The 26,511-nt window shown below is 70.4% G+C and carries 20 protein-coding genes; 11 read left to right on the forward strand and 9 right to left on the reverse strand.

Going from position 1 to position 26,511, the window contains the following annotated elements; all coding sequences use genetic code 11:
* Nucleotides 1-165: 165 nt before the first annotated feature.
* Nucleotides 166-1,575 carry a cation:dicarboxylate symporter family transporter gene (locus ACFY3I_RS09515; RefSeq protein ID WP_365290484.1) on the reverse strand — a complete coding sequence of 470 codons (1,410 nt, stop codon included), beginning with the start codon at nt 1,573-1,575 and terminating at the stop codon, nt 166-168.
* Nucleotides 1,576-1,696: 121 nt separating this feature from the next.
* Between ACFY3I_RS09515 and ACFY3I_RS09520 the strand changes: the two genes are divergently transcribed.
* Together ACFY3I_RS09520 and ACFY3I_RS09525 are read left to right on the forward strand one after the other, a co-directional pair.
* Nucleotides 1,697-3,322 (forward strand): ATP-binding protein, encoded by a 1,626-nt coding sequence (locus ACFY3I_RS09520; protein ID WP_390860129.1) that lies wholly within the window; start codon nt 1,697-1,699, stop codon nt 3,320-3,322.
* The gene (locus ACFY3I_RS09525) at nt 3,319-4,005 is read left to right on the forward strand and encodes a response regulator (protein ID WP_365290255.1); all 687 of its coding nucleotides are present in this window, start codon (nt 3,319-3,321) and stop codon (nt 4,003-4,005) included. Before ACFY3I_RS09520 ends, ACFY3I_RS09525 begins: the two co-directional genes overlap by 4 nt.
* A 178-nt stretch (nt 4,006-4,183) precedes the next feature.
* Here the strand turns inward: ACFY3I_RS09525 and ACFY3I_RS09530 are convergent, their stop codons facing one another.
* Nucleotides 4,184-4,744, reverse strand: coding sequence for a hypothetical protein (locus tag ACFY3I_RS09530; protein ID WP_365290257.1), 561 nt, complete (start codon nt 4,742-4,744; stop codon nt 4,184-4,186).
* 82 nt (nt 4,745-4,826) lie between these two features.
* Here ACFY3I_RS09530 and ACFY3I_RS09535 point away from each other — a divergent pair, with 82 nt between their 5' ends.
* The 5 genes from ACFY3I_RS09535 to ACFY3I_RS09555 all read left to right on the forward strand — a co-directional run bounded on the left by ACFY3I_RS09535 (nt 4,827) and on the right by ACFY3I_RS09555 (nt 9,831).
* Entirely contained in the window at nt 4,827-5,690 is an 864-nt protein-coding gene (locus ACFY3I_RS09535) for a nucleosidase (protein ID WP_390860130.1), read from the forward strand.
* Between the two features lie 220 nt (nt 5,691-5,910).
* The gene (locus ACFY3I_RS09540) at nt 5,911-7,284 is read left to right on the forward strand and encodes an extracellular solute-binding protein (RefSeq protein ID WP_390860131.1); all 1,374 of its coding nucleotides are present in this window, start codon (nt 5,911-5,913) and stop codon (nt 7,282-7,284) included.
* Entirely contained in the window at nt 7,281-8,177 is an 897-nt protein-coding gene (locus tag ACFY3I_RS09545) for a carbohydrate ABC transporter permease (RefSeq protein ID WP_390860132.1), read from the forward strand. Before ACFY3I_RS09540 ends, ACFY3I_RS09545 begins: the two co-directional genes overlap by 4 nt.
* Before the next feature lie 9 nt (nt 8,178-8,186).
* A complete protein-coding gene (locus ACFY3I_RS09550) occupies nt 8,187-9,017 on the forward strand; it encodes a carbohydrate ABC transporter permease (protein WP_390860133.1) in 831 nt (276 codons plus the stop codon).
* A gap of 100 nt (nt 9,018-9,117) precedes the next feature.
* Nucleotides 9,118-9,831 (forward strand): XRE family transcriptional regulator, encoded by a 714-nt coding sequence (locus ACFY3I_RS09555; protein ID WP_390860134.1) that lies wholly within the window; start codon nt 9,118-9,120, stop codon nt 9,829-9,831.
* A 112-nt stretch (nt 9,832-9,943) separates the two neighbouring features.
* Here ACFY3I_RS09555 and ACFY3I_RS09560 read toward each other — a convergent pair whose 3' ends face one another.
* Nucleotides 9,944-10,969, reverse strand: a complete 1,026-nt coding sequence (locus ACFY3I_RS09560; protein ID WP_390860135.1) for an ATP-dependent 6-phosphofructokinase — start codon at nt 10,967-10,969, stop codon at nt 9,944-9,946.
* A 186-nt stretch (nt 10,970-11,155) separates the two neighbouring features.
* On the opposite strand from ACFY3I_RS09560, the gene pta reads away from it, so the two are divergent.
* From pta to pyk, 3 genes are all read left to right on the forward strand, one after another.
* On the forward strand, nt 11,156-13,264 hold the full coding sequence (pta, locus tag ACFY3I_RS09565) for a phosphate acetyltransferase (RefSeq protein ID WP_390860136.1): 2,109 nt from the start codon (nt 11,156-11,158) through the stop codon (nt 13,262-13,264).
* The gene (locus ACFY3I_RS09570) at nt 13,261-14,478 is read left to right on the forward strand and encodes an acetate kinase (protein ID WP_390860137.1); all 1,218 of its coding nucleotides are present in this window, start codon (nt 13,261-13,263) and stop codon (nt 14,476-14,478) included. Before pta ends, ACFY3I_RS09570 begins: the two co-directional genes overlap by 4 nt.
* 73 nt (nt 14,479-14,551) lie before the next feature.
* Nucleotides 14,552-15,982, forward strand: a complete 1,431-nt coding sequence (pyk, locus tag ACFY3I_RS09575; RefSeq protein WP_365290274.1) for a pyruvate kinase — start codon at nt 14,552-14,554, stop codon at nt 15,980-15,982.
* Nucleotides 15,983-16,059: 77 nt separating this feature from the next.
* Here the strand turns inward: pyk and ACFY3I_RS09580 are convergent, their stop codons facing one another.
* The 6 genes from ACFY3I_RS09580 to ACFY3I_RS09605 form a co-directional block, all read right to left on the reverse strand.
* The gene (locus ACFY3I_RS09580; RefSeq protein WP_390860138.1) at nt 16,060-16,542 is read right to left on the reverse strand and encodes a hypothetical protein; all 483 of its coding nucleotides are present in this window, start codon (nt 16,540-16,542) and stop codon (nt 16,060-16,062) included.
* A 15-nt stretch (nt 16,543-16,557) separates the two neighbouring features.
* Nucleotides 16,558-20,739 (reverse strand): Hint domain-containing protein, encoded by a 4,182-nt coding sequence (locus ACFY3I_RS09585; RefSeq protein WP_390860139.1) that lies wholly within the window; start codon nt 20,737-20,739, stop codon nt 16,558-16,560.
* Nucleotides 20,740-21,046: 307 nt separating this feature from the next.
* Complete coding sequence (locus ACFY3I_RS09590) at nt 21,047-22,435, reverse strand: hypothetical protein (RefSeq protein WP_390860140.1); 1,389 nt, start codon at nt 22,433-22,435, stop codon at nt 21,047-21,049.
* Nucleotides 22,425-23,003, reverse strand: coding sequence for a DUF6114 domain-containing protein (locus ACFY3I_RS09595; protein WP_390860141.1), 579 nt, complete (start codon nt 23,001-23,003; stop codon nt 22,425-22,427). The genes ACFY3I_RS09590 and ACFY3I_RS09595 overlap by 11 nt, the downstream gene beginning before the upstream one ends.
* Nucleotides 23,004-23,144: 141 nt before the next feature.
* The gene (locus ACFY3I_RS09600) at nt 23,145-23,792 is read right to left on the reverse strand and encodes a DUF6230 family protein (RefSeq protein WP_365290283.1); all 648 of its coding nucleotides are present in this window, start codon (nt 23,790-23,792) and stop codon (nt 23,145-23,147) included.
* A 646-nt stretch (nt 23,793-24,438) separates the two neighbouring features.
* Nucleotides 24,439-25,416, reverse strand: a complete 978-nt coding sequence (locus ACFY3I_RS09605) for a tetratricopeptide repeat protein (protein ID WP_390860142.1) — start codon at nt 25,414-25,416, stop codon at nt 24,439-24,441.
* Nucleotides 25,417-25,648: 232 nt separating this feature from the next.
* Here ACFY3I_RS09605 and ACFY3I_RS09610 point away from each other — a divergent pair, with 232 nt between their 5' ends.
* Nucleotides 25,649-26,281, forward strand: coding sequence for a TetR/AcrR family transcriptional regulator (locus ACFY3I_RS09610; protein ID WP_365290287.1), 633 nt, complete (start codon nt 25,649-25,651; stop codon nt 26,279-26,281).
* Nucleotides 26,282-26,511: the final 230 nt, after the last annotated feature.

Consider the following 26,511-nt stretch of genomic DNA (forward strand, 5'->3'; position numbering starts at 1 on the left):
GGGCGGCTGGGCGGGGGCGGGGGAAGCTGCCAGCCGCCCGGAGGCTTCGGCCGGACGCCCGGCCCCGGTTCAGGCAGGGCCGGACGTCCGACGGTTCTGGAGCGCCCCCGAAGGGGCACGGGAACCGCGCGACCGGTCCCCTCACTCGCGGCCGACGACGGCGTACTACGCCTTCGCCAGCTCCTCCCGCTGCTCGGGCAGCTCGGGCGCGGCCGGCTCCCCGTCGTCCAGCAGCGTCTTCTCGTCGAACGGCAGCTCGCCCGCGAGCACCAGCTCCACCCGGCCCTTGTCGATCTCCTTGGTCCACGTGCCGATCAGCACCGTGGCCACCGCGTTGCCCGCGAAGTTCGTCAGCGCGCGGGCCTCGCTCATGAACCGGTCGATGCCGACGATCAGACCGACGCCGTCCACCAGCGCGGGCTTGTGCGACTGCAGACCACCGGCCAGCGTGGCCAGACCGGCGCCGCTGACGCCCGCCGCGCCCTTGGAGGCCAGCAGCAGGAAGAGCAGCAGCGGGATCTGCTCGCCGACCGACATCGGCGTGCCGAGCGCGTCGGCGATGTAGAGCGACGCCATGGTCATGTAGATCATGGTGCCGTCGAGGTTGAACGAGTACCCCGTCGGAACGGTGATGCCGACGACCGGCTTGCTCACGCCCAGGTGCTCCATCTTCGCGATGAGCCGCGGCAGCGCGGACTCGGAGGAGGAGGTGGACAGGATCAGCAGGAACTCACGGGCGAGGTACTTGAACAGCGAGAAGATGTTCAGCCCGGCGATGACCCGGAGCATCGCGCCCAGCACCACGAAGACGAACAGCACGCAGGTGACGTAGAACCCGAGCATCAGGACCGCGAGGCTCTTCAGCGCGTCCAGCCCGGCGGAGCCGACGACGGCGGCGATCGCGCCGAACGCGCCGATCGGGGCGGCCCACATGATCATGCCCAGGATGCGGAAGACGAGCCGCTGGATGTGCTCGACGCCCCGCAGCACCGGCTGCCCGGCCGATCCCATGGCCTGCAGCGCGAACCCGGCGAGCAGCGCGATCAGCAGCGTCTGCAGCACCTGGCCCTCGGTGAAGGCGGAGACGAACGTGGTCGGGATGATCGACAGCACGAAGTCGACGCCGCCGAGCGCCTCGGAGTCCACCTGGGCGTGCCCGGTGGCCTTGAGGGCGTTGGTGATGTGCAGCCCGTCACCGGGGTGCAGGATGTTGCCGACGACCAGGCCGATGGTCAGCGCGACCAGCGACATCACCAGGAAGTAGCCGAGCGCGATACCGCCGACGGCGCCGACCTTGGCGGCCTTGCGCACGGACCCGATCCCGAGCACGATCGTGCAGAAGATGATCGGCGAGATCATCATCTTGATCAGGTTGACGAACCCGGTACCCAGAGGCTTGAGCTCGACGCCCGCGTCGGGCCAGATGAGCCCCACGGCGATGCCCAGGGCCACCGCGACGATCACGGCTATGTACAGGTAATGGGTACGGTCCCGCTTCACGGCGGGTGCGGCAGGTGCCGTACTGGGAGTGCTTGCGGCGGCCACGGCTGCCCTCCTTGACGTCTTCGTCGGCATCACCGGCGTGCGGCTCACGTCCGGGGGATATGGGGGTTGCCGTGACTATCTCCCGCCCTGTGAGCCCGGTCACCCTTCCGTTCATTTAGTTCATCGTCAACCGGAGAGGCACACTGCTGACATGCGCTTCCCGACCGCTCCCCGCCCTCGCAGCCTGGCCGGGCAGCTGTTCGCCATGCAGGCCGTGCTGATAGCGGTACTGGTCGCCGGGTACGCGCTGTTCACCTACGTCAGCGACCGCCACCAGGCGCAGGCGGCCGCGACCCGGCAGGCCGCGGCGGTGGCCCGCTCGGTCGCCGACGCCCCCTCGGTCCGTACCGCGATCCACACACCGGACCCCTCGAAGGAACTGCAGCCCTACGCCCTCCAGGTGATGCGGGACACCGAGGTCGACTTCGTCACGATCATGACGCCGGACGGCATCCGCTGGACCCACCCCGACCAGAACCAGATCGGCCGCCACTACCTGGGCCACATCGAGGCGGCCCAGCACGGCCACACCTACAGCGAGACCTACAAGGGCACCCTCGGCGCGTCGGTGCGCACGGTGACCCCGGTCCTGGACAACGGCCGGGTGATCGGCCTGGTGAGCGCCGGCATCAGGGTGGAGGCGATCAGCCGGCGGGTCCAGGAGCAGGTGGCGACGCTGCTCGGGGCGGCGACGGGCGCGCTGGCGCTGGGCGCGATCGGCACGTACGTGGTCAACGCGCGGCTGCGGCGGCACACGCACGGCATGAACGCGTCCGAGCTCAGCCGGATGCACGACTACCACCAGGCGGCCCTGCACGCGGTCCGCGAGGGCCTGCTGATGCTGGACGGCCAGTTCCGGGTGGCCCTGATCAACGACGGCGGCCGGGAGTTGCTGGGGGTCGGACCGGAGCAGGACGTGGTCGGCCGCTCGGTGGCGGAACTGGGCCTGCCGACCCCGCTGACCGGCGCCCTGCTGGCCTCGGAGCCCCGGGTGGACGAGGTGCATCTGACGGCGGACCGGGTACTGGTGCTGAACACCTCGCCGGTGTCCGGCGGCGAGCGCCGCGGCACCGTGGTCACCCTCCGGGACGTCACCGAACTCCAGGCCCTGACGGGCGAGCTGGACTCGGAACGCGGCTTCACGCAGGCGCTGCGCTCGCAGGCGCACGAGGCCGCGAACCGCCTGCACACGGTCGTCTCGCTCATCGAGCTGGGCCGGGCCTCGGAGGCCGTCGACTTCGCGACCGCGGAACTGGAGCTGGCGCAGGCGCTGACCGACCAGGTGGTGGCGGCGGTCAGCGAACCCGTCCTGGCAGCGCTCCTGCTGGGCAAGACGGCCCAGGCGAACGAGCGGGGCGTGGAACTGGTGGTCTCGGACGAGAGCCGGCTGGATGACGGTTTGCTACCGGAGAGCCTGTCGGCGCGCGATCTGGTCACCGTCCTCGGCAACCTGATCGACAACGCGGTGGACGCGGCCCAGGCAACGGCCGGGGCCCGCGTGACAGTGACCGCCTTCGCGGAGGATGCCGAACTGGTGATGAGGGTGGCGGACACGGGCGCGGGCGTCGACCCCGCCCACGCCGAGCTGGTCTTCCAGCGCGGCTTCTCGACGAAGCCGGCGGGCCCGGGCGGACGCGGGCTGGGACTGGCGCTGGTCCGGCAGGCGGTGACCCGGCTGGAAGGGACGCTGACCGTGGCGGAGGCGCCGGAGGGCGGTGCGGTGTTCGAGGTGCGGCTGCCGCTGCGGGCGTCGCTGACCCGGGGCGGGGCGCGATGACCGGGGAGCCGATCAGAGTCCTGGTCGTCGAGGACGACCCGGTGGCCGCGGACGCGCACGTCATGTACGTGGGCCGGGTGCCGGGGTTCGTGTCGGTGGGCAAGGCGCACACGGGGGCGGAGGCCCGCCGGATCCTCGACCGCACCCCGGTGGACCTGCTCCTGCTGGACCTGCACCTGCCGGACGTGCACGGCCTGCAGTTCGCGCGCTCCCTGCGGGCGGCCGGCCACCAGGCGGACGTCATAGCGGTGACGTCGGCACGAGACCTGGCGGTGGTGCGGGAGGGCGTTTCGCTGGGCGTCGTCCAGTACGTCCTGAAGCCCTTCACCTTCGCGACGCTGCGGGACCGCCTGACGAGGTACGCGGAGTTCCGTGCGGCGGTCGGCGAGGCGAGCGGCCAGGACGAGGTGGACCGCGCGCTGGGCGCGTTGCGGGCCCCGTCGTCACCCGGGGCGCTTCCCAAGGGGCTCAGCGCCCCGACGCTGGAGCGGGTGACGGTCGCGCTGCGCGAGTCGAAGGAGGGCCTGACCGCGGCGGCACTGGCGGAGCACGTGGGGATCTCCCGGATCACGGCCCGCCGCTACCTGGAACACCTGGTGGAGGCGGGGACGGCGGGACGAAGCCCCCTCTACGGACAGGTGGGGAGGCCGGAGTTGGTCTATCGGTGGGGGCGGGGGCGGTAGCCCGGGCGGCGGCGCGTCCTCAGGTACGGAACCGCGCCGGCCGGGCCGATCTCACGCACCGGACCGAGCCGTCACACCAGCCTCACGCACCGGACCGCGCCGACCACGCCGACCTCACCCACCGGACCGCGCCGGCCACGCCGGGCCCACGCACCGGACCGCGCCGACCACGCCGGCCTCACGCACCGGACCGTGCCGGCCGGGCCGGCCTCATGTACAGCAGCACCTGCGCCCCCAGCCCCGCCACCGCGAGTGCCTCCACCGCCGACAGCACGGTCAGCAGTCCGCCGCCGTCCCCGCCGGCCCAGAACACCACCAGGGCGGCCAGCGGCACCGCGCAGAACGCCGTCAGGTCGATCACGGCCTGGATCGTCTTGCGGGTCCGGCGCCGGACGTCGGTCCGGTGGTACGCCTCCCAGCCGAAGGTGGCGAAATCCGCCTCGGCGGAGGCCAGTCGGGCCAGCCGCGGCCCCAACTCCTCCCGCACGTAGTGCCCGATCGCCGAGATCTTCTCGTCGTTGACCAGGTACGTCCACCCGAGGACCACGCACACCGGCGGCAGCGCCAGCAGCATCGACGGCTGCTTGGCCTGCGCCGCCGCGGCGATGACGGCGGCCACCACGCCGAGCGTCACGTACAGCAGATTGTCACGGAACCCGATCCGCGCCTTCTGCTCGTCCTTGATCGTCTGGTACTCGGCGAGCAGCAGCTGCCCGACACTCACACCCTGCTCCGGCATGCGCCTCTCCCCCACCCCGACGGCCCGACGCCGCACGACCATACCCCCGCCCCCGTGGGCGACTTGCCGCTACCGTGGACAGATGCCCGCGAACCGACCCCGGCCCACCGCCGCAGCCGTCGTGCTCACCGCCCTGCCGCTGGAGTACGACGCCGTGCGCGCCCGCCTCGTCGGCGCCGAGGAGATCGTGCACCCCAACGGCACCCGCGTCGAACTCGGCCGGCTCGCGGACACCGCCTGGACCGTCGCGCTCGCGGAACTGGGCGTGGGCGCCCTGACCGCCGCCTCGCTCACCACACAGATCGTCGACTGGCTCGGCCCCGAGGCGGTGCTGTTCGTCGGTGTCGCGGGCGGGCTCAAGGACGACATCGGGATCGGTGACGTGGTGGTCGGCACGAAGGTGTACGCCGTCCACGGCGGCAAGCAGACACCGGAGGGCTTCCGGGCCCGCCCCGAGGTCTGGCACGGCTCGCACCGGCTCGTCCAGGCGGCACGCTCGGCGCTGCGGGACATGCCGGACGTTCGCGGACACAGCAAGCCGATCGCCGTCGGCGACGTCGTCCTGGCGGACGACAGATCGGCGTTCGCCGCCCACATCCGCCACCACTACGACGACGCCTGCGCGATCGAGACGGAGGGCTCCGGGGCCGCCCACGCGGCCCACCTGAACGGCCAGTTGGACATCCTGGTGATCCGGGGCATCAGCGACCTGGCCGACGCCGGCAAGCACGCGGCCGACGCATCGGGCTCGCAGATCCTCGCCGCCGAACGGGCCGCGTCCGTGGCGGTCGAGGTCCTGCGCAAGCACCGGCCCCGGGAGTCCTCCGGCGCCGGGGATGATCCCCAGGGACGGTACGGGGGCGACCACATCGACTTCAGGGGTGGCATCTTCCACGGACCTGTCGTCGGCAAGCGGACCGGACAGTGGCGCCCGCCGCCCGGCTGATCCGGTCAGCACCCCGGGCCGCGGGCCAGGGTGGCAGCCGCGCGCGCACGTCGTCGTCCAACCCGCCCCTACGGTCCGCGGAACACATGGATGCATCCTGGCCCCCTCCCGCGGTCAGCAAACCCCCGCAGACTCATTGACCTGACTAGACCACTCCACTTACCTTCACTCGGCAAGAGACGAACCCCCAGGCCACAGCGCAGTGGCCGCCGAGGAGGTCGTGCCCGTGCGCCCCACCGCCGTCAGCATCCTTGCCCTCTCCCTCGTCACCGCCGCCGCTTCGCTGACCGCGTGCGGCAGCGGGTCGGGCAGCAGTCCCGACACCGTGAAGATCTCCTTCAAGCAGTCCACGGACAACTCCGTGAAGGTGATGGACACCTACCTCGCGGACATCAAGAAGCAGTTCGAGAAGGAGTACCCGGGCAAGAAGGTCGAGCTGGTTCCGATCAAGGCTCCCGACTCCGAGTACTACACGAAGCTCCAGCAGATGCTCCGGTCGCCCCGGACCGCTCCCGACCTGGTCTACGAGGACACCTTCCTCATCAACTCGGACATCACCAGCGGGTACTTGAAGCCGCTCGACCCCTATCTCGCCAAGTGGAAGGACTGGGGGCAGTTCATCGACACGGCGAAGTCGGCCGCCCGGGGCGAGGACGGGAAGACGTACGGCGTCCCGGACGGCACCGACACCCGTGGACTCTGGTTCGACAAACGCGTGTTCAGGAAGGCCGGGCTGCCCGAGGACTGGCAGCCGACGAACTGGGACGACGTGCTCGCCGCCGCCCGGACCATCAAGAAGAAGGCTCCCGGCGTCACGCCCCTCAACGTCTACACCGGGAAGCCCGCGGGCGAGGCCGCCACCATGCAGGGCCTGGAGATGCTGCTGTACGGGACCAACGACGGGACCAGCGACCCGCTGTACGACAGCGGCAGCAAGAAGTGGATCGCCGGGAGCCAGGGGTTCAAGGACGCGCTGTCGTTCGTCGAGACCGTGTACAAGGAGAAGCTCGGGCCGGACGTCTCCGACGCCCTCGACCCCAACTTCGGCACGGCCGTGCGCGGTGAGCTGCTGCCCCAGGGCAAGCTCGGCATCGACCTCGACGGGTCGTGGCTGCCGCAGGACTGGAACCAGGGCAGCGGGCACGAGTGGCCCGACTGGTCGAAGCAGCTGGGACTCGCGTACATGCCGACCCAGCACGGGCAGGCCCCCGGCAAGGTGAGCATGTCCGGCGGCTGGACCTGGGCGATCCCGGCCAAGGCCGGCAACCCGGACCTCGCCTTCGACTTCGTGAAGACCATGCAGACCAAGGCGAACGCCCAGAAGTGGTACATCGCCAACTCCGGGATCGCGGTGCGCAAGGACGTCGCGGACGACCCGTCGTACACGTCCGCCCAGCCGGGCATCAAGTTCTTCACGGATCTCGTCTCCAGCACCCACTACCGGCCCGCCTACCCGGCCTACCCGAAGGTCTCCACCGCCATCCAGGAGGCCATGGAGAGCGTGACGACCGGTGACGCGTCCGTGGACAAGGCGGCGGGCCAGTACGACACGACCCTCAAGGACGTGACCGGCGACCAAGTGGTCACCCAGTGAGTCACGTCGTGCGTCACGCCGGGCGGCACCCCGCCGCCGCCCGGCGGCTCCTGCGCGCCCTCCCCCTCACCCCTGCCCTGGCCCTGCTGCTGCTCTTCCTCGGCGGGCCGATCGTCTACTGCGCCTGGATCGCCTTCACCGACCTCCAGCTCACCGGCCAGGCCCACTCCTCGTTCGTCGGTTTCGCCAACTTCCGTACGGCGTTCCACGACGACGCCTTCCTGAACGCCGTCTGGCTGACCCTCGTCTTCACCGTGGTGTCCGCGCTCGTCGGACAGAACACGCTGGGGCTGGCGCTCGCGGCGCTGATGCGGCGGGCGTCGAAACCGGTGCGGACGCTCACCGGCGGGATCGTGATCACGGCGTGGGTGCTGCCGGAGGTCGTCGCCGGGTTCCTGCTCTACGCGTTCTTCCGGCGGGAGGGGACGCTCAACGCCATCCTGGAGTTTCTCCATCTCCCGTCCCAGAACTGGCTGTTCACGCTGCCGATCCTGGCCGTGTCGTTCGCCAACGTGTGGCGGGGCACCGCCTTCTCGATGCTCGTCTACTCCGCCGCCCTCGACGAGATACCGAACGAGATCGAGGAGTCCGCGGAGGTCGACGGCGCCGGGGGCTGGCGGCGGATGTGGCACATCACGCTGCCGATGATCCGGCGGTCCATCGGGACGAACCTGATGCTCAACACCCTCCAGACGCTCTCCGTCTTCGGGCTGATCTGGGTGATGACCCGGGGCGGGCCCGGCGACCGGAGCCAGACGCTTCCCCTGTTCATGTACGAGCAGGCCTTCCAGAACAGCATGATCGGGTACGGGACCGCGGTCGCCCTGCTCCTTCTCCTGGTCGGTTCGCTCTTCTCGGTCGTGTACATGCGGCTGCTGCGTACGGAGGTGTGAACAAGCCAGATGCCCCGCAACCGCCGGCGCTCGCGCCGACTCGCCGCCGACCTCGGACTCCTGGTCGTGGCCGCCGCCTTCGTGCTGCCGCTCGCCTGGGTGCTGCTCTCCGCCGTCGACCCGCACGCCGATCTGCGGGTGCGGATCCCGGACGGGTTCACCTTCGCCAACTTCGACGCGATCCTCACCCCGGACATCACCTACACCCCGCTCCTCAACAGCCTGATCCTGTGCGGCGGGGCCACCGCGCTCACCGTCGTCTGCGCCGCCCTCGCCGCCTACCCGCTCTCCCGCTACCGCTCCCGGCTCAACCGGCCGTTCCTGCTGTCCATCCTGTTCGCGACCAGCCTGCCGATCACCGCGATCATGGTGCCGGTGTACGCCCTGTTCGTGCGGATCAACCTCATCGACACCCTGCAGGGCACCATCCTGTTCTTCGCCGCCTCCCAACTCCCCTTCGCCATCTGGCTGATGAAGAACTTCATGGACGGTGTGCCGAAGGAGCTGGAGGAGGCCGCCTGGACGGACGGAGCCAACTCCGCCCAGTCGCTGGTGCGGATCGTGCTGCCGCTGATGGGGCCGGGGGTCGCCGTCGTCACCGTCTTCGCCTTCGTGATGATGTGGGGCAACTTCTTCGTCCCCTTCATGCTGCTGCTCTCGCCCGACCAGATGCCCGCCTCGGTCAGCATCAACGACTTCTTCGGCAACCGCGGCATGGTCGCCTACGGCCAGCTCGCCGCGTTCTCCGTCATCTACTCGACGCCGGTGATCCTGCTGTACGTCCTGGTGGCGCGGCGGCTGGGCGGTGGGTTCGCGCTGGGTGGCGCCGTCAAGGGATGAACAGGTCTGCCGTACGGTCGCATCCGTACGTTCCCACAATCCGTGTTCCTGGCCGAACGGACCGTAGTCAGCCTCCCCGCGCGCCCCTACCTTGTGCGCTGTGCGCCGACCCCCAGCTCTGCCGAACCAGCCAGGTCCCCCCTTCAACGCCCCCGCCGCCCGCAGACTCCGTGCCGCTCTCGGGATGGGCCCCGAGCACGTGGCCCACCATCTGCGGGTCTCGTACGGCATGCCGTACGCCAGCCCCGATCTCGTGCTCGCCTGGGAACGTGGCGCGGCGATCCCCAGCAGTCCCGAACTCACCGCGCTCTCGGGGGTGTTGTGGTGCGCCCCCGGCGAGCTGATCGGCCGGCCCCGGACGTTGCGCGACCACCGGATCGCGCGCGGGCTGGCTCCGGAGGACGTGGCGCCGGCCGTGGGTCTCGAACTCCTCGCCTACCTGGCCATGGAGGAGAACGGGAACTGGCAGGGCACGGAACGACAGTCCGCCGTCCTGGCCGACCTGTTCCAGCTCTCCCTGCCGGAGTACATCACCGTCACCGGCAGGGAGGAGAAGCTGGCGGAGCTGCTGCGCCGCGCCGTCACCACCCGCTGGCAGGCGTACGTCCGGCCGGTCGGCAAACTGGTCCCGCTGGACCGCCGCGTGATCGAGAACGCCCTGCGTGCCCTGCACGAGGCCTACCAGGGCCGGATGACGGCGACCCTGGCCTGGGGCGACACGACCGCCGCGACCGATGCGGAGGCCGGCGGCCAGGAGTTCCTGGCACAGGCGGTCGGTCACTTCTGGAACCGGGTCGAGGAGACGCGCCCCTGACAGGGGCGCTGGGAGTACCCCCGGGCGACGGCCGGGGGCCCCGGCCGAAGGCCGGGGGAGGAACCGCGCGACCAGCCCCCACGCGCCCGCAGCCGGAACCGGGACGCCGGTCCTAGAAGACCGACTCGGCCTCGTCCATCCGGTCCTTGGGTACCCGCTTCAGCTCGGTGACCGCCTCCGCGAGCGGCACCATCACGATGTCCGTCCCGCGCAGCGCCGTCATCTTCCCGAACTCTCCCTGGTGCGCCGCCTCGACGGCGTGCCAGCCGAACCGCGTGGCGAGGACCCGGTCGTAGGCGGTCGGCGTGCCGCCGCGCTGGACGTGCCCGAGGATGACCGGCTTGGCCTCCTTGCCGAGCCGCCGCTCCAGCTCGTACGCGAGTGCCGTGCCGATGCCCTGGAAGCGCTCGTGGCCGTACTGGTCGATCGCGCCCTTGCCGTAGTCCATCGAGCCCTCGGCGGGGTGCGCGCCCTCGGCGACGCAGACCACGGCGAACTTCTTGCCGCGGGCGAACCGCTCCTCGACCATCTTGACCAGGTCGGCGGGGTCGAAGGGGCGCTCGGGCAGGCAGATGCCGTGCGCGCCGGCGGCCATGCCGGACTCCAGGGCGATCCAGCCGGCGTGCCGGCCCATCACCTCGACGACCATGACCCGCTGGTGGGACTCGGCGGTGGTCTTCAGCCGGTCCATGGCCTCCGTGGCGACGCCCACCGCGGTGTCGAAGCCGAAGGTGCGGTCGGTGGAGGAGATGTCGTTGTCGATGGTCTTGGGGACGCCCACGACCGGCAGGCCGGCGTCGGACAGCATGCGTGCCGCCGTCAGCGTGCCCTCGCCGCCGATCGGGATCAGCGCGTCGATGCCGAACTCCTCGACCATGTCGGTGGCCCGGTCGCAGGCCTCGCGCAGGCGGTCCCGCTCCAGCCGCGACGAGCCGAGGATCGTGCCGCCGAGGGACAGGATGCCGTTGACGGCTTCCAGGTCGAGGGTGCGGTAGTGGCCCTCGAGCAGACCCCGGAAACCGTCCTCGAAACCGATGACCTCGTCGTCGTACTGGGCGACTGCACGGTGTACCACCGATCGGATGACGGCGTTCAGTCCGGGGCAGTCGCCGCCTGCGGTGAGAACTCCGATGCGCATGGTGGTGTGTCTCCTGCTCGCTGTCGTTGCCGGTGAGCCGATCCGATTGTTTCATGCCCTGCGGGGCGGTGAGATCCTGACGGGCGCCTTATCCGGCGTCGGGGGTATTGTCAAGACCGTTCCGCTCACCCCGGTGGGCGATTTTTATGCGGCCGCACAGGAACCACACAGAGACGGAGTGCACACGTGACGCGGAGCGTGTACGTGACCGGGATCGACCGCGGCGACGGCCGTCAGGTCGTGGAGCTGGGCATGATGGAGCTCCTGACCCGGCAGGTCGACCGGGTGGGCGTGTTCCGTCCGCTCGTCCACGACGGCCCCGACCGCCTTTTCGAGCTGCTGCGCGCGCGGTACCGCCTCTCCCAGGACCCGGCGACCGTCTACGGCATGGACTACCACGAGGCGTCCGCCCTCCAGGCCGACCGGGGCGCCGACGAACTGGTCTCCACCCTGGTCGACCGCTTCCACCTGGTCGCCAGGGACTACGACGTCGTCCTCGTCCTCGGCACCGACTTCGCCGACACCCAGTTCCCGGACGAGCTGTCCCTCAACGCCCGGCTCGCCAACGAGTTCGGCGCCTCGGTGATCCCGGTGGTCGGCGGCCGCGAGCAGAACGCCGAGTCGGTGCTCGCCGAGACCCGGAACGCCTTCCGGGCGTACGACGGTCTCGGCTGCGACGTGCTCGCCATGGTCGCCAACCGGGTCGCCCGCGAGGACCGGGACGAGATCGCGCGGCGGATCGAGGGGCGGCTGCCGGTGCCGGTGTACGTGCTGCCGGACGAGCCCGCGCTGTCCGCGCCGACGGTCGCCCAGATCGCCCACGCGCTCGGTGCGAAGGTGCTGCTCGGCGACGACTCGGGGCTGGCCCGGGACACGCTGGACTTCGTCTTCGGCGGCGCGATGCTGCCGAACTTCCTGCCCGCGCTGACCCCGGGCTGCCTGGTGGTGACACCCGGCGACCGGGCGGACCTGGTCGTCGGCGCGCTCGCCGCGCACAGCGCCGGCACCCCGCCGATAGCCGGTGTGCTGCTCACCCTGAACGAGCGGCCCAGCGACGAGATCCTGACCCTCGCCGCCCGGCTCGCCCCGGGCACGCCGGTCCTCTCGGTGCCGGGCAACAGCTTCCCGACCGCGGCCCGGCTGTTCTCCCTGGAGGGCAAGCTGAACGCGGCCACCCCGCGCAAGGCGGAGACCGCGCTGGGCCTGTTCGAGCGCCATGTCGACACCGCCGGTCTCAGCAAGCGGGTCTCGGCGCCGAGCACCGGCCGGGTCACCCCGATGATGTTCGAGCACAAGCTGCTCGAACAGGCCCGTTCCGACAGGCGGCGGGTGGTCCTGCCGGAGGGCACCGAGCCGCGCGTCCTGCACGCGGCCGAGGTGCTGCTGCGCCGCGGTGTCTGCGACCTGACCCTGCTCGGGCCGGTCGACCAGATCCGCAAGAAGGCCGCCGACCTCGGTATCGACCTCGCCGACGCCCAGCTGATCGACCCGGCCGTCTCCGAGCTGCGCGACACCTTCGCCGAGCGGTACGCCCAGCTGCGGGCCCACCGGGGCGTGACGGTGGAGCTGGCGTACGACGTGGTCACCGACGTCAACTACTTCGGCACGCTGATGGTCCAGGAGGGGCTGGCGGACGGCATGGTCTCCGGGTCCGTGCACTCCACGGCGGCGACCATCCGGCCCGCCTTCGAGATCATCAGGACCAAGCCGGACTCGTCGATCGTCTCGTCGGTGTTCTTCATGTGCCTCGCGGACAAGGTGCTCTGCTACGGCGACTGCGCGGTCAACCCGGACCCGAACGCCGAGCAGCTCGCCGACATCGCCATCCAGTCGGCGGCCACTGCCGCCCAGTTCGGGGTGGAGCCGCGGATCGCGATGCTGTCGTACTCCACGGGCACCTCGGGTTCGGGGGCGGACGTGGACAAGGTGCGGGAGGCGACGGAGCTGGCGCGCTCGCGCCGGCCGGACCTGAAGATCGAGGGACCCATCCAGTACGACGCGGCCGTGGAGCCGAGCGTGGCGGCGACCAAGCTGCCGGGTTCCGAGGTCGCGGGTCAGGCCACCGTGCTGATCTTCCCGGACCTGAACACCGGCAACAACACCTACAAGGCCGTGCAGCGGTCGGCCGGCGCGATCGCCGTCGGGCCGGTGCTGCAGGGGCTGCGCAAGCCGGTCAACGACCTGTCCAGGGGCGCGCTCGTCCAGGACATCGTGACGACCGTCGCCATCACGGCGATCCAGGCCCAGAACCTCGACTCCGCCCACTCCTCCCACCCGAAGGCGTCCGCCCAGTGAGCCCCACCCGTGTCCTCGTCCTCAACTCCGGTTCCTCGTCCCTGAAGTACCAGCTGCTGGACATGCGGGACGGCGGCCGGCTGGCGGTCGGCCTGGTCGAGCGGATCGGTGAGCAGACCTCGCGGCTGCGGCACACCTGTCTCGCCGGCGGGGACACCCGCGAGCACAGCGCGCCGATCACCGACCACGACGCGGCCCTGAAGGCGGTGTCGCAGGAGCTGTCCAGGGACGGGCTCGGGCTGGACTCTCCCGAGCTGGCGGCGATCGGGCACCGGGTGGTGCACGGCGGGATGTTCTTCACCGAGCCGACCGTCGTCGACGACGAGGTGCTCGCGGAGATCGAGCGGCTGATCCCGGTGGCGCCGCTGCACAACCCGGCCAACCTGACCGGCATCCTTACCGCGCGGGCGCTGCGCCCGGACCTGCCGCAGGTCGCCGTCTTCGACACGGCGTTCCACACGACCATGCCGGAGTCGGCGGCCCGCTACGCGATCGACCCGAGGATCGCCGACCGGCACCGCATCCGCCGCTACGGCTTCCACGGCACCTCGCACGCCTACGTCTCCCGGGAGACCGCGCGGCTGCTGGGGAGGACGCCCGAAGAGGTGAACGTCATCGTGCTGCACCTCGGCAACGGGGCGTCCGCCTCGGCGGTCGAGGGCGGCCGGTGCGTGGACACCTCCATGGGGCTGACGCCTTTGGAGGGGCTGGTGATGGGTACGCGTTCCGGCGATCTGGATCCCGCCGTCATTTTCCATTTGGCACGTGTTGGCGGAATGTCCATGGATGAGATCGACACTCTTCTCAACAAGGGGAGCGGTCTGTTCGGACTGTGCGGTGACAACGACATGCGGGAGATCCGGCGCCGGATCGACGAGGGCGACGGACAGGCCGAACTCGCCTTCGACATCTACATTCACCGTCTGAAGAAGTACATCGGCGCGTACTACGCGGTACTCGGCCGGGTGGACGCCGTGGCGTTCACGGCGGGGGTCGGCGAGAACGCGGCGCCCGTGCGGGAGGCTGCCGTTGCCGGGCTGGAAGGGCTGGGACTGGCCGTGGATCCGGAGTTGAACGCCGTACGGGCGGACGGGCCGCGGCTGATATCGCCGGCCGGTGCGCGGGTCGCCGTCGCCGTGGTGCCGACGGACGAGGAACTGGAGATCGCCACCCAGACCTACGCACTGGTCGGCTCCGGCACGAATGACAGCTGAGCATATCGGCGCCCATTTGTATCTTCCGCCAGACGGAATATTCCGCAGCGAAACAAACCGATAGGATCGCCCCATGCGCCGTTCGAAAATCGTCTGCACTCTCGGCCCCGCGGTCGACACCCACGAGAAGCTCGTCGCCATGATCGAAGCCGGCATGAACGTGGCCCGCTTCAATTTCAGCCACGGCTCGCACGCCGAGCACCAGGGACGCTACGACCGCGTCCGGGCCGCCTCCAAGGAGACCGGCCGGGCCATCGGCGTCCTCGCCGACCTGCAGGGCCCGAAGATCCGCCTGGAGACCTTCGCGGAGGGCCCGGTGGAGCTGGAGCGCGGTGACGAGTTCGTCATCACCACCGAGGACGTCCCGGGCGACAGGACCATCTGCGGCACGACCTACAAGGGCCTGCCGGGCGACGTCTCGCGCGGCGACCAGATCCTCATCAACGACGGCAACGTCGAGCTGAAGGTCCTGGACGTCGAGGGCGCCCGGGTGAAGACGATCGTCATCGAGGGCGGTGTCGTCTCCGACCACAAGGGCATCAACCTGCCCGGCGCGGCCGTCAACGTGCCCGCGCTGTCCGAGAAGGACGTCGAGGACCTCCGGTTCGCGCTGCGCATGGGCTGCGACATGGTCGCGCTGTCCTTCGTGCGGGACGCCAAGGACGTCGACGACGTCCACAAGGTGATGGACGAGGAGGGCCGCCGGGTCCCCGTCATCGCCAAGGTGGAGAAGCCGCAGGCGGTGGAGAACATGGAGGGCGTCGTGATGGCGTTCGACGCCGTCATGGTGGCCCGCGGCGACCTCGCCGTCGAGTACCCGCTCGAGAAGGTCCCCATGGTGCAGAAGCGCCTGATCGAGCTGTGCCGGCGCAACGCCAAGCCGGTGATCGTGGCGACCCAGATGATGGAGTCGATGATCACCAACTCCCGTCCGACCCGCGCCGAGGCCTCCGACGTGGCCAACGCGATCCTGGACGGCGCGGACGCGGTCATGCTGTCGGCGGAGTCCTCCGTCGGCGCCTACCCGGTCGAGACGGTCAAGACGATGTCGAAGATCGTCGTCGCGGCCGAGCAGGAACTGCTGAGCAAGGGCCTGCAGCCGCTCGTCCCCGGCAAGAAGCCGCGCACGCAGGGTGGTTCGGTGGCCCGCGCGGCCTGCGAGATCGCCGACTTCCTCGGCGGCCGCGGCCTGGTCGCCTTCACCCAGTCCGGCGACACCGCCCGGCGCCTGTCCCGCTACCGCGCGCAGCAGCCGATCATCGCCTTCACCACCGACGAGAACACCCGCAACCAGCTCACGCTCAGCTGGGGCGTGGAGTCGCACGTGGTGCCGTTCGTGAACACCACGGACGAGATGGTCGACATGGTCGACCAGGAGCTCGCCAAGATCAACCGCTTCGACGCGGGCGACACGGTCATCATCACGGCCGGCTCGCCCCCCGGCGTCCCGGGCACCACGAACATGCTCCGCGTCCACCACGTCGGCGGCTCCCCCGCCAACTGAGGTACCTGTAGCGGTTCTTGCACGACACCGAGGGCGCCCCCCGCGACAGGGGGCGCCCTCGGTCCGTCGCCGTCGGATCACACCGCCGGCGCTGCTCCGACCGTCTCCCGCAGCCACGCGTTGGCACACAGCCCCGGATGCGCGGTGGTGATCAGCCGGTACGCCTCGGCCTTCGCCCGGTCGGTGAGCCCCACCAGTTCGGCCCAGGTCAGCTCCGCCACCACCGGCGCGTAGTTCGTCGTGAGGGTGACGGCCTCCGCTCCGCGGCTGAGGGAGAACACATGACCGGTCACGCTCGTCTCCACCGCGACGTCACTCCGGGTCTCCAACTCCCTTCGCGCGTACTCCAGCATGAGGGCGAAGTCGACAACGGGCAGTCCGGGCGTGCGCAGGCTCAGATCCACCCCGTGGACGACGAGCGTCACATCCGCCAGGAAGAAGCTCAGGGAGAAGTCCGCGCCGGTCAGCTCCGGGTGCTCGGGCCGATTCGGGTTCTCCGGACGCCGCTCCGGGGACCAGAAGGCGTCCTCGGCGCGGGGCGTGAAGGAAAAAGTGATCATCTTTTCACTCTGCTCCTACCAGACGTTCTGGGGCTGTGCGCTCTTGAGATTGCCGAACTCGTCGACGAAGAGGCGGATACCGTTCTGACCGTTCGCGCCGGTGGTGATGTCATCGAACGCGTAGTCGATGAAGTTCCCTCCACGGGGGTCGTTCTTGGGCCGGGGGACCTCGTGTCCGTACTGCGCGGCCCGCTGGACGAGTTGCTTGAGCTTGTTGCCGTCGATCCCCTGGGCGAACACGTTCTGCATGGCACCCGCCTCGTGGTACTTACCGCCCCACAGGTGCTGGTCGCGAATGTGCTTGAGGGCTCCTTCGGTGATCGTGCGGCAGCTGATGTTGTGGACCAGGACCGGGCTGTCCCCGGCCATCACGAAGTAGGAGTGGACGCCCTCCACCGTGAGGTCATAGGTGACCTGCGGTTTCGTGTACGAGGCTACGCCGACGACCGTTACGGTGCCATGCTCCATGGTCTGCAGCCGGTGACCCGCCGTGAGTCGCCCGGCGTCCGTCCACGATCTCGTGGTGAGGTCGTAGAACGGGTGGTCGGACGTGCCCGTGACGGTGCGCCTGCCACTCGGGGTGGCGAGGGTCAGGTCGGTGAACCGGGTGTCGGTGGTGGTGCGGTGCGCCAGCACGACGTCGTGCCGTTCCACGGTCGTGCCACCCGGCCGCGCGTTGAGGACGCGGTCCCCCGCGGTGACCTTCTCGATGGCCCGTACGTCGCCGTCGGCCATCTTGACCATGGTCCCGGCCACGAAGCTGTGCTTCACGCAGAACGACACGCCCTTGGCCAGCCGCGCGTCGATGATGACCTTCAAGGCCTTCATCGTCTTGCGTGCCTTGGTCGCTCCCTCGAAGAACTTCGCGATCCCGGTGCTGATCCGGACGATGGCCGTGGCCACGGCGGGTGCCTTGCCGATCAGGGCGACCACGCTGATGGCGTTGACGAGCGTCCAGAGGCAGCTCTCCACATCCGGGTCGGAGAAGCACTTCTTGGCGTCCGTGACCCCGAGCAGATCGAGCAGGATCGCGCCGCCGTTCGCCTTCACCCAGTCGAGGACGTCCTGGTTCGCCGCCGCCATGGCCTCGCGGTACTGGTCGACACAAGTCTGGCCGCACTCCGCCAGCAGGGCGGCCTCCTCGTCGTCGGCCAGGACGTACCCGGCGGTCGAACCTCCGGAGTCGACGACCTCCGCCCGCTCCTGCCTGACCCGCTCCCGTTCCTCTGCCTCCGCCTGCGTGGCCGCCTTGTCCGCCTGGTCCGCGTAGGTGTTGGCCTTGTCCGCCGCGCCCTCCGCGGCGGTGGCGTCGCTCTCTGCCTTCGTGGCCGTCCGGTCGGCCGCCGACGCGTCCTGTTCGGCGCTGTCGGCGGCGGAACGGGCGCTGGTGGCGTCCTTCTCGGCGTCCGTGGCGTCGCGGTCGGCCTGGGCGGCGGCCGATTCGGCCTCGTTCGCGGCGAAGTTGGCGTAGAAGGCGTCGGTGCCTGCCTGCTCGTCGTACTTCTGCGCGTTGACGTCCGCCTTCTTCGCCGCTACCGCGTCGGCTGCCGCAGCGGTCGCCGACGCGTTGGCCGCCGCTGCGGAGTTCACCGCCTGCACGGCGTAGTCCGCGGCGTCGGCGGCCGCCTGGAGGGCGGTCTTCGCATCGCCTGCGGCCTTGTCGGCGAGCGCCTTGGCCTGTGCCGCCGCCTTCTTCGCCTCGTCCGACTTGGCCTTCGCCGCGGTCGCCTGCTGCTCAGCGAGCGTCTTCGCGGTCTGCCCGATCAGCACCGCGTACGCCGCCGAGGCGTCGCTCTCCTGATAGGGAGTGCCCAGGCTGATCGCTTCGTCGGCCGCCTTGGTCGTCGCGGTCGCGGCGTCCCGGGCGGCCTGCGCGTACTGCGCCGTGGCGGTGGCGTATCCGGCGGTCTTCGCCGCCCCCGCGGCCGTCTTCGCGGCCTCGGCCACCGCCGCGGTGGCCTCCTTGCGCGAGGCTGACGCCGCGGCCTGGGCCTTCTTCGCCTCGGCGTCCGCCTTCTTGGCCTTCTCCTCCGCCGATGCCGCTGCGTCGATCGCCTCGGCAGCCGCGGCATGCGCGGTGGCCGCCGCGGCCTGCGTCTTCGCGTATGCCGACTGTGCGGAGTCGGCGGCGGACCGGGAACGCTTGGCCGCGCCCTCCGCGCGGGTCGCCGCCGCTCGCGCGTTCACCGCGGCCGTGGTCGCGTCGTTCGCGGCGTCCCGGGCCCGGGTCGCCGCGCCCGCCGCCGCGTTGGCCGCGGTACGTGCGTCCGTGGCCGCCTGCCGCGTCTCGGTCGCGGCCGAGGTGCCGTCGGCCGCTGCGGCCGCCGACTCCAGCGCCGCCGCCCGGGAGGCGGTGGCGTCCTTCTCGTGCTCGGCCCTGACCGCGGTGTTACGGGCCTGGTAGGCGTGCAGTTCGGCGTCCTCGGCCGCCGCCAGCTTCTCCGCCGCGGTGGCACCCGCCGACTCGGCGTCCGTACGGGCTCGGCGGGCGTTGTCCTGCTCGCCCCGCGCCCGTTCTTCGGCCGCGCCGGCCTTCGCCCGCTCGCTCGCCGCTGTGTCGCGCTCCCGCTCGGCGGTGGCCTTCTCGGCCTCCGCGACGCCACGCTGCCGCTTCGCCTCGGCCGCCTGGTCCCGGGCGGTCTGTTCCGCCTTCTCCGCCGTCGCGCGGGCGTTCTTCGCGGTGGTGGCGTCGGCTGCCGCCGCGGTCGCCAGCTTGGCGGCGGAATCAGCGGCGGCCTTCGCCTGGGCCTTGGCCTCCAGCGCCGCCGTCTTGCGGAACTCGGTGTTCAGCGCATGCGTCTGGGTCTTGGCCAGTGCCAACAGCGTCTGGGAGTCGGCCACCGTGGCCTTCGCCGCGTTCGACGCGGTCAGCGTGGCCTTCGCGGCAGCTTGGGCGGCGGCGTAGGAGGCCTTGGTGACCTGCACCGACTGCTGGGCGTAGAGCAGGCCCCGGCCCCGGGGCCGGTGCGCCGCGTCGGCGATCTGCCAGGCCTTCTGCTGCTGGGCGGTCACGGTGTCGGCAGCCGTCCTGGCCCGTCCGACCGCCGCGTCCGCCACGGTCACCTGCTTGGCCGCCGCGGTCCTCGCAGCGCTCAGGTCGGCCGTCGCCTTCGTGAAGTCGGCGGCCTTGGGGTAGTTGATGGAGTCCTTGTGAGCGGCCCAGTACTTCTGCCAGTACAGGATCTGGTCCGCCAGCCATGCCTGCCGGACCGCCTCGGTCATCGCCTCCGTGGCGGCCCGCGTCTCCTTGGCCGCGGCGGCCTCGGCGGCGACGATCTGCTTGCGCTGGTCGGCCTGACCGGCGTACTCCGACTCCCACTCCGTGTAGGCCTCGGTGACGACGCCGGTCAACACCCGGTAGTGGTCGATGGGGTTGTCGCTGTCACAGGCCGCCCAGGCCTGCTTGAGTGCCTCGACCTCGGTACGGAACTCCAGCGAGTCCGGCTCGGGGGCTTTGGTGGCGAAGCCGCCGTAACGCAGGAAGGCGGCTACGTCGTTGGCCGAGGAGTGGCCCAGGTTACTCGTGTCGAGCAACTCCCTGCCGGCGACCTCCTTGTAGGCGGCGGCCCAGGCGTCACCTCCCGTGTCGAAGGCGTCGAGGACTTTCTTGGCCTGGTCGAGCGCGGCCTTGCCGGGGCTCGGGGTCGGGTCGTCGGCCGCCTTGTCGTACAGCTTCTGCTGCGCGCCGAGGGTGAAGGCGACGATGTCCGCACCGAACTCGGGGGCCCAGAAGTCCCGGCCGTTCGAGGAGTTCACCGCGCGGTACGGCTTGTTGGTGTCGTCCAGTTTCGTCTGGCGGTCCCGAAACGCGGTCGCGGCCGCGATGCCCGCGTCCCTGTCCCGCGCACGGGCCTGGGCCCGCTCACCGCCCAACGCGTCCGGTGTCACAAACGCACGCAGATCGGCGTCCGTGCCGGTGAGTTTCGCCGCCGCGGCCGCCTTGAGGTCGGGGCCGCCGAAGTGCACAGCCTGCCCTGCCTGACAGCGGTCCGCGCGGGCCTGGGCACCCAGGCTGATGCGCAGGGTGCGCTGGTAGGGGTTGGCCGGGTTGTCGCCCGGCTCGTCCGCGGCGGCGGGGACCGCGTACACAAGTCCGCCCAGCACCGCGACAGCGGTGGCGAGTGCCGTTCCGACGATGCCCCGCTGGAGCGGAGTCCCCCCGGTGTGTCTGTATCTGCCTCTTCGTGCTGTCAGCACGCCCATGCCTTCCTCTGGATGGTCAGTCCGTCAGTCGGTCCACGCGGGAAGCGGGCAGGACGAAGCAAAGGCCGAAACGAGCTCAGATCCCCCTCTGGGCGTGCGGTCGACACGCCGTCCCCACCCCCGAGGGACGGTGATCATCCTGTCAGGCAATGTCGTTTTGCGAAAGAAATATTGACTCTTTGTTTCTTCATTTGATTCGGATCCTCCCCGGCCAGGCGGCGAACAGGACTGTGCCCCGCCGAGTGGGTACTCGGCGGGGCACAGTCTTCCTGCGGCTCCCGAACGGGTCTGTGGGTGGTGCTCAGCCGGTGCCGTCGGTGGTGTAGACGTGCATGCCGGGGACGTGCAGGGTGCCGCCGAACTGAGCCGCCTGGACGACCTTCACGTTGGTGAAGTAGATCAGCGGGATGTTCAGCGGCGGCGGGCTGTCCGGGGTGAACGTGATCGGGATCAGGCCGAACAGGTTGCCCGAGATCGACTCCGTGTACATCGTGGTGTCGCCGCCGGTGATGGTGGACTTCGAACCGGCCGCGGCCTGCACGTGGTACGTCTTGCCGATGGTCGTGTCCTTGACCGTCTGGTGCAGGTCACCGATGTCGGTGCCGCCGGAGATGACGTACTTGAGCACCTTCTTGGTCTTGCCGCTCGCCGTCTTCACCTCCACGACGCCCTGGTAGTCGGCACTCTTCAGCAGCAGCGAGCTGGCACTCAGGTACCAGGGGTCGTCCGCCACCGCGACCTTGTTGTCGACACCGCCCACGTCGTCGGTGGCGGCCTTGCAGTCGTCGGCCGACACACCGGTGCTCGCGGACGGGCTCGGCGTGGCGCCGGCGGTGGCGTCGCCGGCCGCCTTCGTGGCGTCACCGGTGACCTCGCCGACGGTCTTGGTCGCCGTGTCGGTGGTGTCCTTCACGGTGTCCGTGACCGTCTTGGCGGCCTTGGTGACCGTGTCCTTGACCGTGCCGGTGACACTGTCGCCCTTGTCCGTGGACGACGACTTGTCCGTGGAGGACGACGACGCGGAGGCCGACGGCGTCGGGCTCGCGGCGGGGTCCGCGGACGAGCTCTTCGCGCTGCCGCCGTCGAGGATGCCGGTGATGGCGTCCCCGATGGAGCCCAGCAGGCCGCCACCGCTGCCCGTGGAGGCAGACGGCGAGGGGGTGGCCGTGCCGTCGGAACCGGACGAACCCGACGAGGAGCCCGAACCGTCCGAGGACGAGGACGACTTGGACGGGGTCGGGGTCGGGGTCTTCGTGTCGTCGGAACCTGAATCCGACGACGAGGAGTCGCCCGTGCCCTTGTCCGAGCCCTTGCCGGTCTCCGACGACTTGGAGTCCTCGGAGCCGGACGTCGCCGTGGGGGACGGCGTGGCCGAGTCCTCGTCCCCGGAGTCGTCGCTCGCGCTCGGGGAGGGCGAGGCCGAGTCCAGGGCGGTGACGCAGTCCTTGTACTCGTCGGCCTTCTGGCTGTTCGACGTGGACGCCGTGTTGTTCGTGTCGGCGATCGCGAGCGTGGACGTGAACCCCATGCCCATGATCACGGCCGTAGGCATCGCCACGGAGGCTATCGCCTTGCCGGCCGGCATGTGGAACCTGGTGAACAGCGGCTTCTTGGGTGCCGCGTGGCGCGGCCCGGTTCTCACACGGGACGCGTCCACGTCGGTCCCGTGGGTCACCTCGTCAGCCGGCACTGTGCCTCCCGTTCGCCCCGTCCAGCGGGCTCGTTCCTGACAGGTCATTCGCCTCGCCCACGCCGTCCGGGCCCTTGCGGAGGGGGTCCTCGCCGGGGGTGTGGTCCCCGGCCGGCGGAACATCGCCCTCCGGCTGCGGCGTACCCGGCGCCCAGGCGACCTCCGACTGCGGCGCGACGCCCGGCGACCAGGCCACGGCCATCGCTCCGCCGACCAGGGCGAACAGGAAGCCCATGATGAAGCCGCCGAAGTTGGACACGGGGAGGGACACCAGCGCCAGCAGGATCGCGGCGACACCCGCGAACGTGCGGATGTGCTTCTGGAACCAGATGCTGATGCCGAGGACGACGAGCAGCACGCCGATGATCAGGGACCCGGCGCCCGCGGTGGTCGCCATCGCCACCGTGAGGTTGCCGATCTGGAGGTGCGCGTACGGGAAGTACATGATCGGGAAACCGGCGAGCAGGATGTACAGACCGGCCCAGAACGGCCGCGTGCCCCGCCAGGAGCGGAACTGCAGCCTCCGGCGGTCGAACTGGCCGGGTGCGGCAGGAGTCTCGGCGCTCATGGAAAACAGCTCCCTGGTGCGGCGTTGCTGTGGTGTTGATGCTGTGGTTGGGCGGTGCCGTGATGTGCACCGCGCGTGAAGACCGCGGGAAGAAGGTGGAGGGCGGGGGTGCCGTCGGCGCCCCCGCCCGTCACGGAGTGCTTAGTAGCACTCCGCACCCTTCGTCGAGATCGACATGTGCAGACCGCTCAGCTTGAAGGTTCCGGCGGTGGTGGCCCACGCCGTCTGCTTCACGCCGGACAGGGAGGCGTGGTCGGCCTCCTGCGCGAACCCGGCCGGGTTCGTCTGCTTGTTGGTGACCTCGTCCGACTTGATGCCGGGACCCTTGGTCGAGCTGCCGGCCGCGACACCGATGTTGATGTTGGTGAACGTCGCGTCGGCGCTCAGGTCGTCGAGGTCGATGTAGAGCTTGCTGGCCTCGACCGGCTTCTTGGCGTCGGTGCCCGCGTGCAGGATCAGGCTGACGTTCCCGAAGATCGGGACGTTCGGCGTGACCACGGACTGGCACAGGTTGCTGATCGTCGCGCTGTTGAACGCGGAGACCGCAACCGGGTGGATCGTCTTGTCACCGGCGAGGGTGACACCCGAGTCGACGGCGCCGTACTGGACGAAGCCGTCACCCTCGAGCTGGTCGGCCGTGACCTTGAACTGCTGGCCCGACACGCTGAACGACGCGGCGAGAGCACCCTGCGCGAGGGCGACACCTATACACGCCGTGGCGGCGACGCTGGGCACCATGACCACAGCGAACCGCTTCCATCTGGTCCCGCCACGCACCTGGGACTCCATATTTCCTCCTTCTCGGACGTACATCTCCTGGCCCGGAATCGCCCCCAACGGCGGCTCGGCCGGGCAGGGATGGGAGAAGTGCTACGTCCTCGGAAGGGGAGCGCCCGCGTTCACAGGCGCGAACCGCACCTCGATCGCCGACGATCACCCCCGAGCGACAACCACTGGTCGCGCCTGACACGCATCACGCACAACCTTGCTGGACAGGCTTCGCCTCGCGGCGAAGACCCCCCTGCCCAAGAGCCGGCGTCACTGCCGCCGACTCTGCTCGGTGGGGACCCAGATGAGCCCGCGAACCCGACCGGCTGTCGGGGTACGGCAATGGACCGAGCGTCGCCGATCGTGGTGCATTCTCGCCGCCCGCACAAGGGGCTTCGTTACTGGGTAGTAACGGGCGGATAACCGATGGACGACCCGCTGGTCTCGGAGAGCGACACTGGGTGGCTTTGAAGGGCAGAACAAAGCAGTTGATTGCTGGACGGAACCAGACAGATCAACGGCCCTGATTTACTGCGAGTAACAGCGGCCGCGATTACCAAGATTTGGTAAAGAGCGACCGCTGTGAGCCCGCGTCGGCGAATCTTTCACTCCGGCATCACAGGACGTGACGTTTAGCGACTGGTCAGAACGGTGTTCAGACCGCGTTTCAGAACAGGGCCCGCGCCAGCGCGCGGCGGGCGTCCACTACCCGGGGATCATCGGTGCCGACGACCTCGAAGAGCTCCAGGAGCCGCCGTCGTACGGCGTCCCGGTCGTCCCCCGCCGTGCGCCGCACGGTCTCGATCAACCGCCCGAAGGCGTCCTGGACGTGGCCGCCCACGAGGTCCAGGTCGGCCGCGGCGATCTGCGCCCCGGCGTCGGCCGGCTTCTCGGCGGCCTCCTTGCGCACCGCCTGCGGGTCCATCCCCTGCACCCGCTGGAGCAGCTCGGCCTGCGCGAGACCCAGCTTGGCCTCGCTGTTGGCCGGATCGTCGCTCAGCACGTTCTGGTAGGCCTGGACCGCACCGCCCAGGTCGCCCGCGTCCAGCGCCTGGACGGCGGCTTCGAGGAGCGCGTCGTGGGGACCCGCGGCGACGGCGGGCCCGGCCGCCGCTGCGGCACCCGGCTCGGCGTCCGCGTCTACGGCCAGGCCGGTGAGCCCGAAGCGCTCCTCTGCGACCTGGATCAGCTGGTCGAGGGTGCCGCGGATCTGCTCCTCGGGGACAGCGCCCTGGAAGAGCGGCAGCGCCTGCCCGGCGACCACCGCGAACACCGCCGGGATCCCCTGGATCCCGAACTGCTGCATCAGCATCTGGTTGGCGTCGACGTCGATCTTGGCCAGCAGGAAGCGGCCGTCGTACTCGACGGCGAGCCGCTCGAGGACCGGGCTCAGCTGCTTGCAGGGCTGACACCACTCGGCCCAGAAGTCGAGGACGACGGGGACTTCGGCCGAGCGCTGCAGGACATCGCGCTCGAAGCCGGCTTCGTCGACGTCGATGACCAGGTCGGCAGGGGCGACGGCGCCGGTTCCGCCCTGCCGGGCCGCTTCGGCGCGCGTCTGCTCGGCCTTGGCCTTGGCCTCCTGGGCCGCCTTCACAGCGGCGAGGTCGACGACGCCGCTCATGGACATGTTCCGTGGCTGCATGCGCCTATCCTCCCCCGTTCCCGCGCGTGTGTGAAAAGCGTTGTGAAAGCCAGGCCGAACAAACGTGTGAAGCGGGCGCCGGGTCCCCACCCGGCGCCGTGGTCGTCGCCCGTGCGGTCACCCACGAGCTTTCGCTACGACCCGTAGCGTAATCCCTCCGCGGACACCCGCACCACCACTTCCCGGTGATCTCCCTCACGGCGTCACGTGAACGGCCGGTTATGGTCGTGGGATGCAGAGCCGCACCCCCGCCGGCCGGACCGGCCGCCCGCGCAGCGCCGCCGCGGACACCGCGATCCTCGCGGCGACCCGTCAGGCGCTGGTGGAACTGGGCTGGTCCAAGCTCACGTTGGGAGACGTGGCGACGCGGGCCGGGGTTGCGAAGACCACCCTCTACCGCCGTTGGGCCGGCAAGAACGAACTCGTCGTCGACGCGGTGGCGGAACTGTTCGACGAACTCGAACTCCCCGACCGGGGCAGCCTGGCCGACGACATCGAGGGCGTGGTGCTGCAGTTCGCGGCGATCCTGGACCGCCCGGAGACGAAGAGCGGGCTGATGGGCGCGGTGGCCGAGTCGACCCGGGACGACGCGTTGCGGGAACGGATCCGCGCGTCCATCGTCGACCGGCAGAAGCGGCTGGTCCTGGAGGGCCGGGAGCGCGCCCAGCGGCGCGGCGAACTCCCCGAGCAGCCCGACCCGTGCGAGGCGGACCGCACGGCCGACCTCATCTTCGACCTGGTGGCCGGCTCGGTGGTGCACCGCGCCCTGGTGAGCGGCAAACCGGCGGACGGGGAATGGGTGCACGGCCTGACCAGGATCCTGCTGCTGGGCCTCGCGGGCGCGGCGGACGACGCCAGGCCCTGAACGGCTCGCGCCCACCCACGCGGGCGGTGTGCGGCGCCTCCGGAGGCTCTGGACGCCTGCCCCTCCGGAGGACCACGTGTCCAGAGCCTCCGGCAGGACACGACGGTGCCGTCGGCCAGGCCCACCACGGTGTCCCGCCGACGGGCCCGGCCCTGATCACGTACGGATCCGGGCAGACCGGTGACCGTGACGGCGTAGCCCGTCACGGTCATCCCCTCGGGCACCGGCAT

Origin of the sequence: Streptomyces sp. NPDC001068 (genome assembly GCF_042897315.1) — a bacterium.
GTDB lineage: Bacteria > Actinomycetota > Actinomycetes > Streptomycetales > Streptomycetaceae > Streptomyces.

What these genes read in the sequence shown, in the direction of transcription:
- ACFY3I_RS09525 (WP_365290255.1), top strand. Translation starts at nt 3,319, where the DNA reads ATGACCGGGGAGCCGATCAGAGTCCTGGTCGTCGAGGACGACCCGGTG.
- ACFY3I_RS09595 (WP_390860141.1), bottom strand. Translation starts at nt 23,003, where the DNA reads ATGAGCGCCGAGACTCCTGCCGCACCCGGCCAGTTCGACCGCCGGAGG.
- ACFY3I_RS09605 (WP_390860142.1), bottom strand. Translation starts at nt 25,416, where the DNA reads ATGCAGCCACGGAACATGTCCATGAGCGGCGTCGTCGACCTCGCCGCT.
- pyk (WP_365290274.1), top strand. Translation starts at nt 14,552, where the DNA reads ATGCGCCGTTCGAAAATCGTCTGCACTCTCGGCCCCGCGGTCGACACC.
- ACFY3I_RS09535 (WP_390860130.1), top strand. Translation starts at nt 4,827, where the DNA reads ATGCCCGCGAACCGACCCCGGCCCACCGCCGCAGCCGTCGTGCTCACC.
- ACFY3I_RS09610 (WP_365290287.1), top strand. Translation starts at nt 25,649, where the DNA reads ATGCAGAGCCGCACCCCCGCCGGCCGGACCGGCCGCCCGCGCAGCGCC.
- ACFY3I_RS09530 (WP_365290257.1), bottom strand. Translation starts at nt 4,744, where the DNA reads ATGCCGGAGCAGGGTGTGAGTGTCGGGCAGCTGCTGCTCGCCGAGTAC.
- ACFY3I_RS09560 (WP_390860135.1), bottom strand. Translation starts at nt 10,969, where the DNA reads ATGCGCATCGGAGTTCTCACCGCAGGCGGCGACTGCCCCGGACTGAAC.
- ACFY3I_RS09550 (WP_390860133.1), top strand. Translation starts at nt 8,187, where the DNA reads ATGCCCCGCAACCGCCGGCGCTCGCGCCGACTCGCCGCCGACCTCGGA.
- ACFY3I_RS09600 (WP_365290283.1), bottom strand. Translation starts at nt 23,792, where the DNA reads ATGGAGTCCCAGGTGCGTGGCGGGACCAGATGGAAGCGGTTCGCTGTG.
- ACFY3I_RS09515 (WP_365290484.1), bottom strand. Translation starts at nt 1,575, where the DNA reads ATGCCGACGAAGACGTCAAGGAGGGCAGCCGTGGCCGCCGCAAGCACT.
- ACFY3I_RS09520 (WP_390860129.1), top strand. Translation starts at nt 1,697, where the DNA reads ATGCGCTTCCCGACCGCTCCCCGCCCTCGCAGCCTGGCCGGGCAGCTG.
- ACFY3I_RS09580 (WP_390860138.1), bottom strand. Translation starts at nt 16,542, where the DNA reads ATGATCACTTTTTCCTTCACGCCCCGCGCCGAGGACGCCTTCTGGTCC.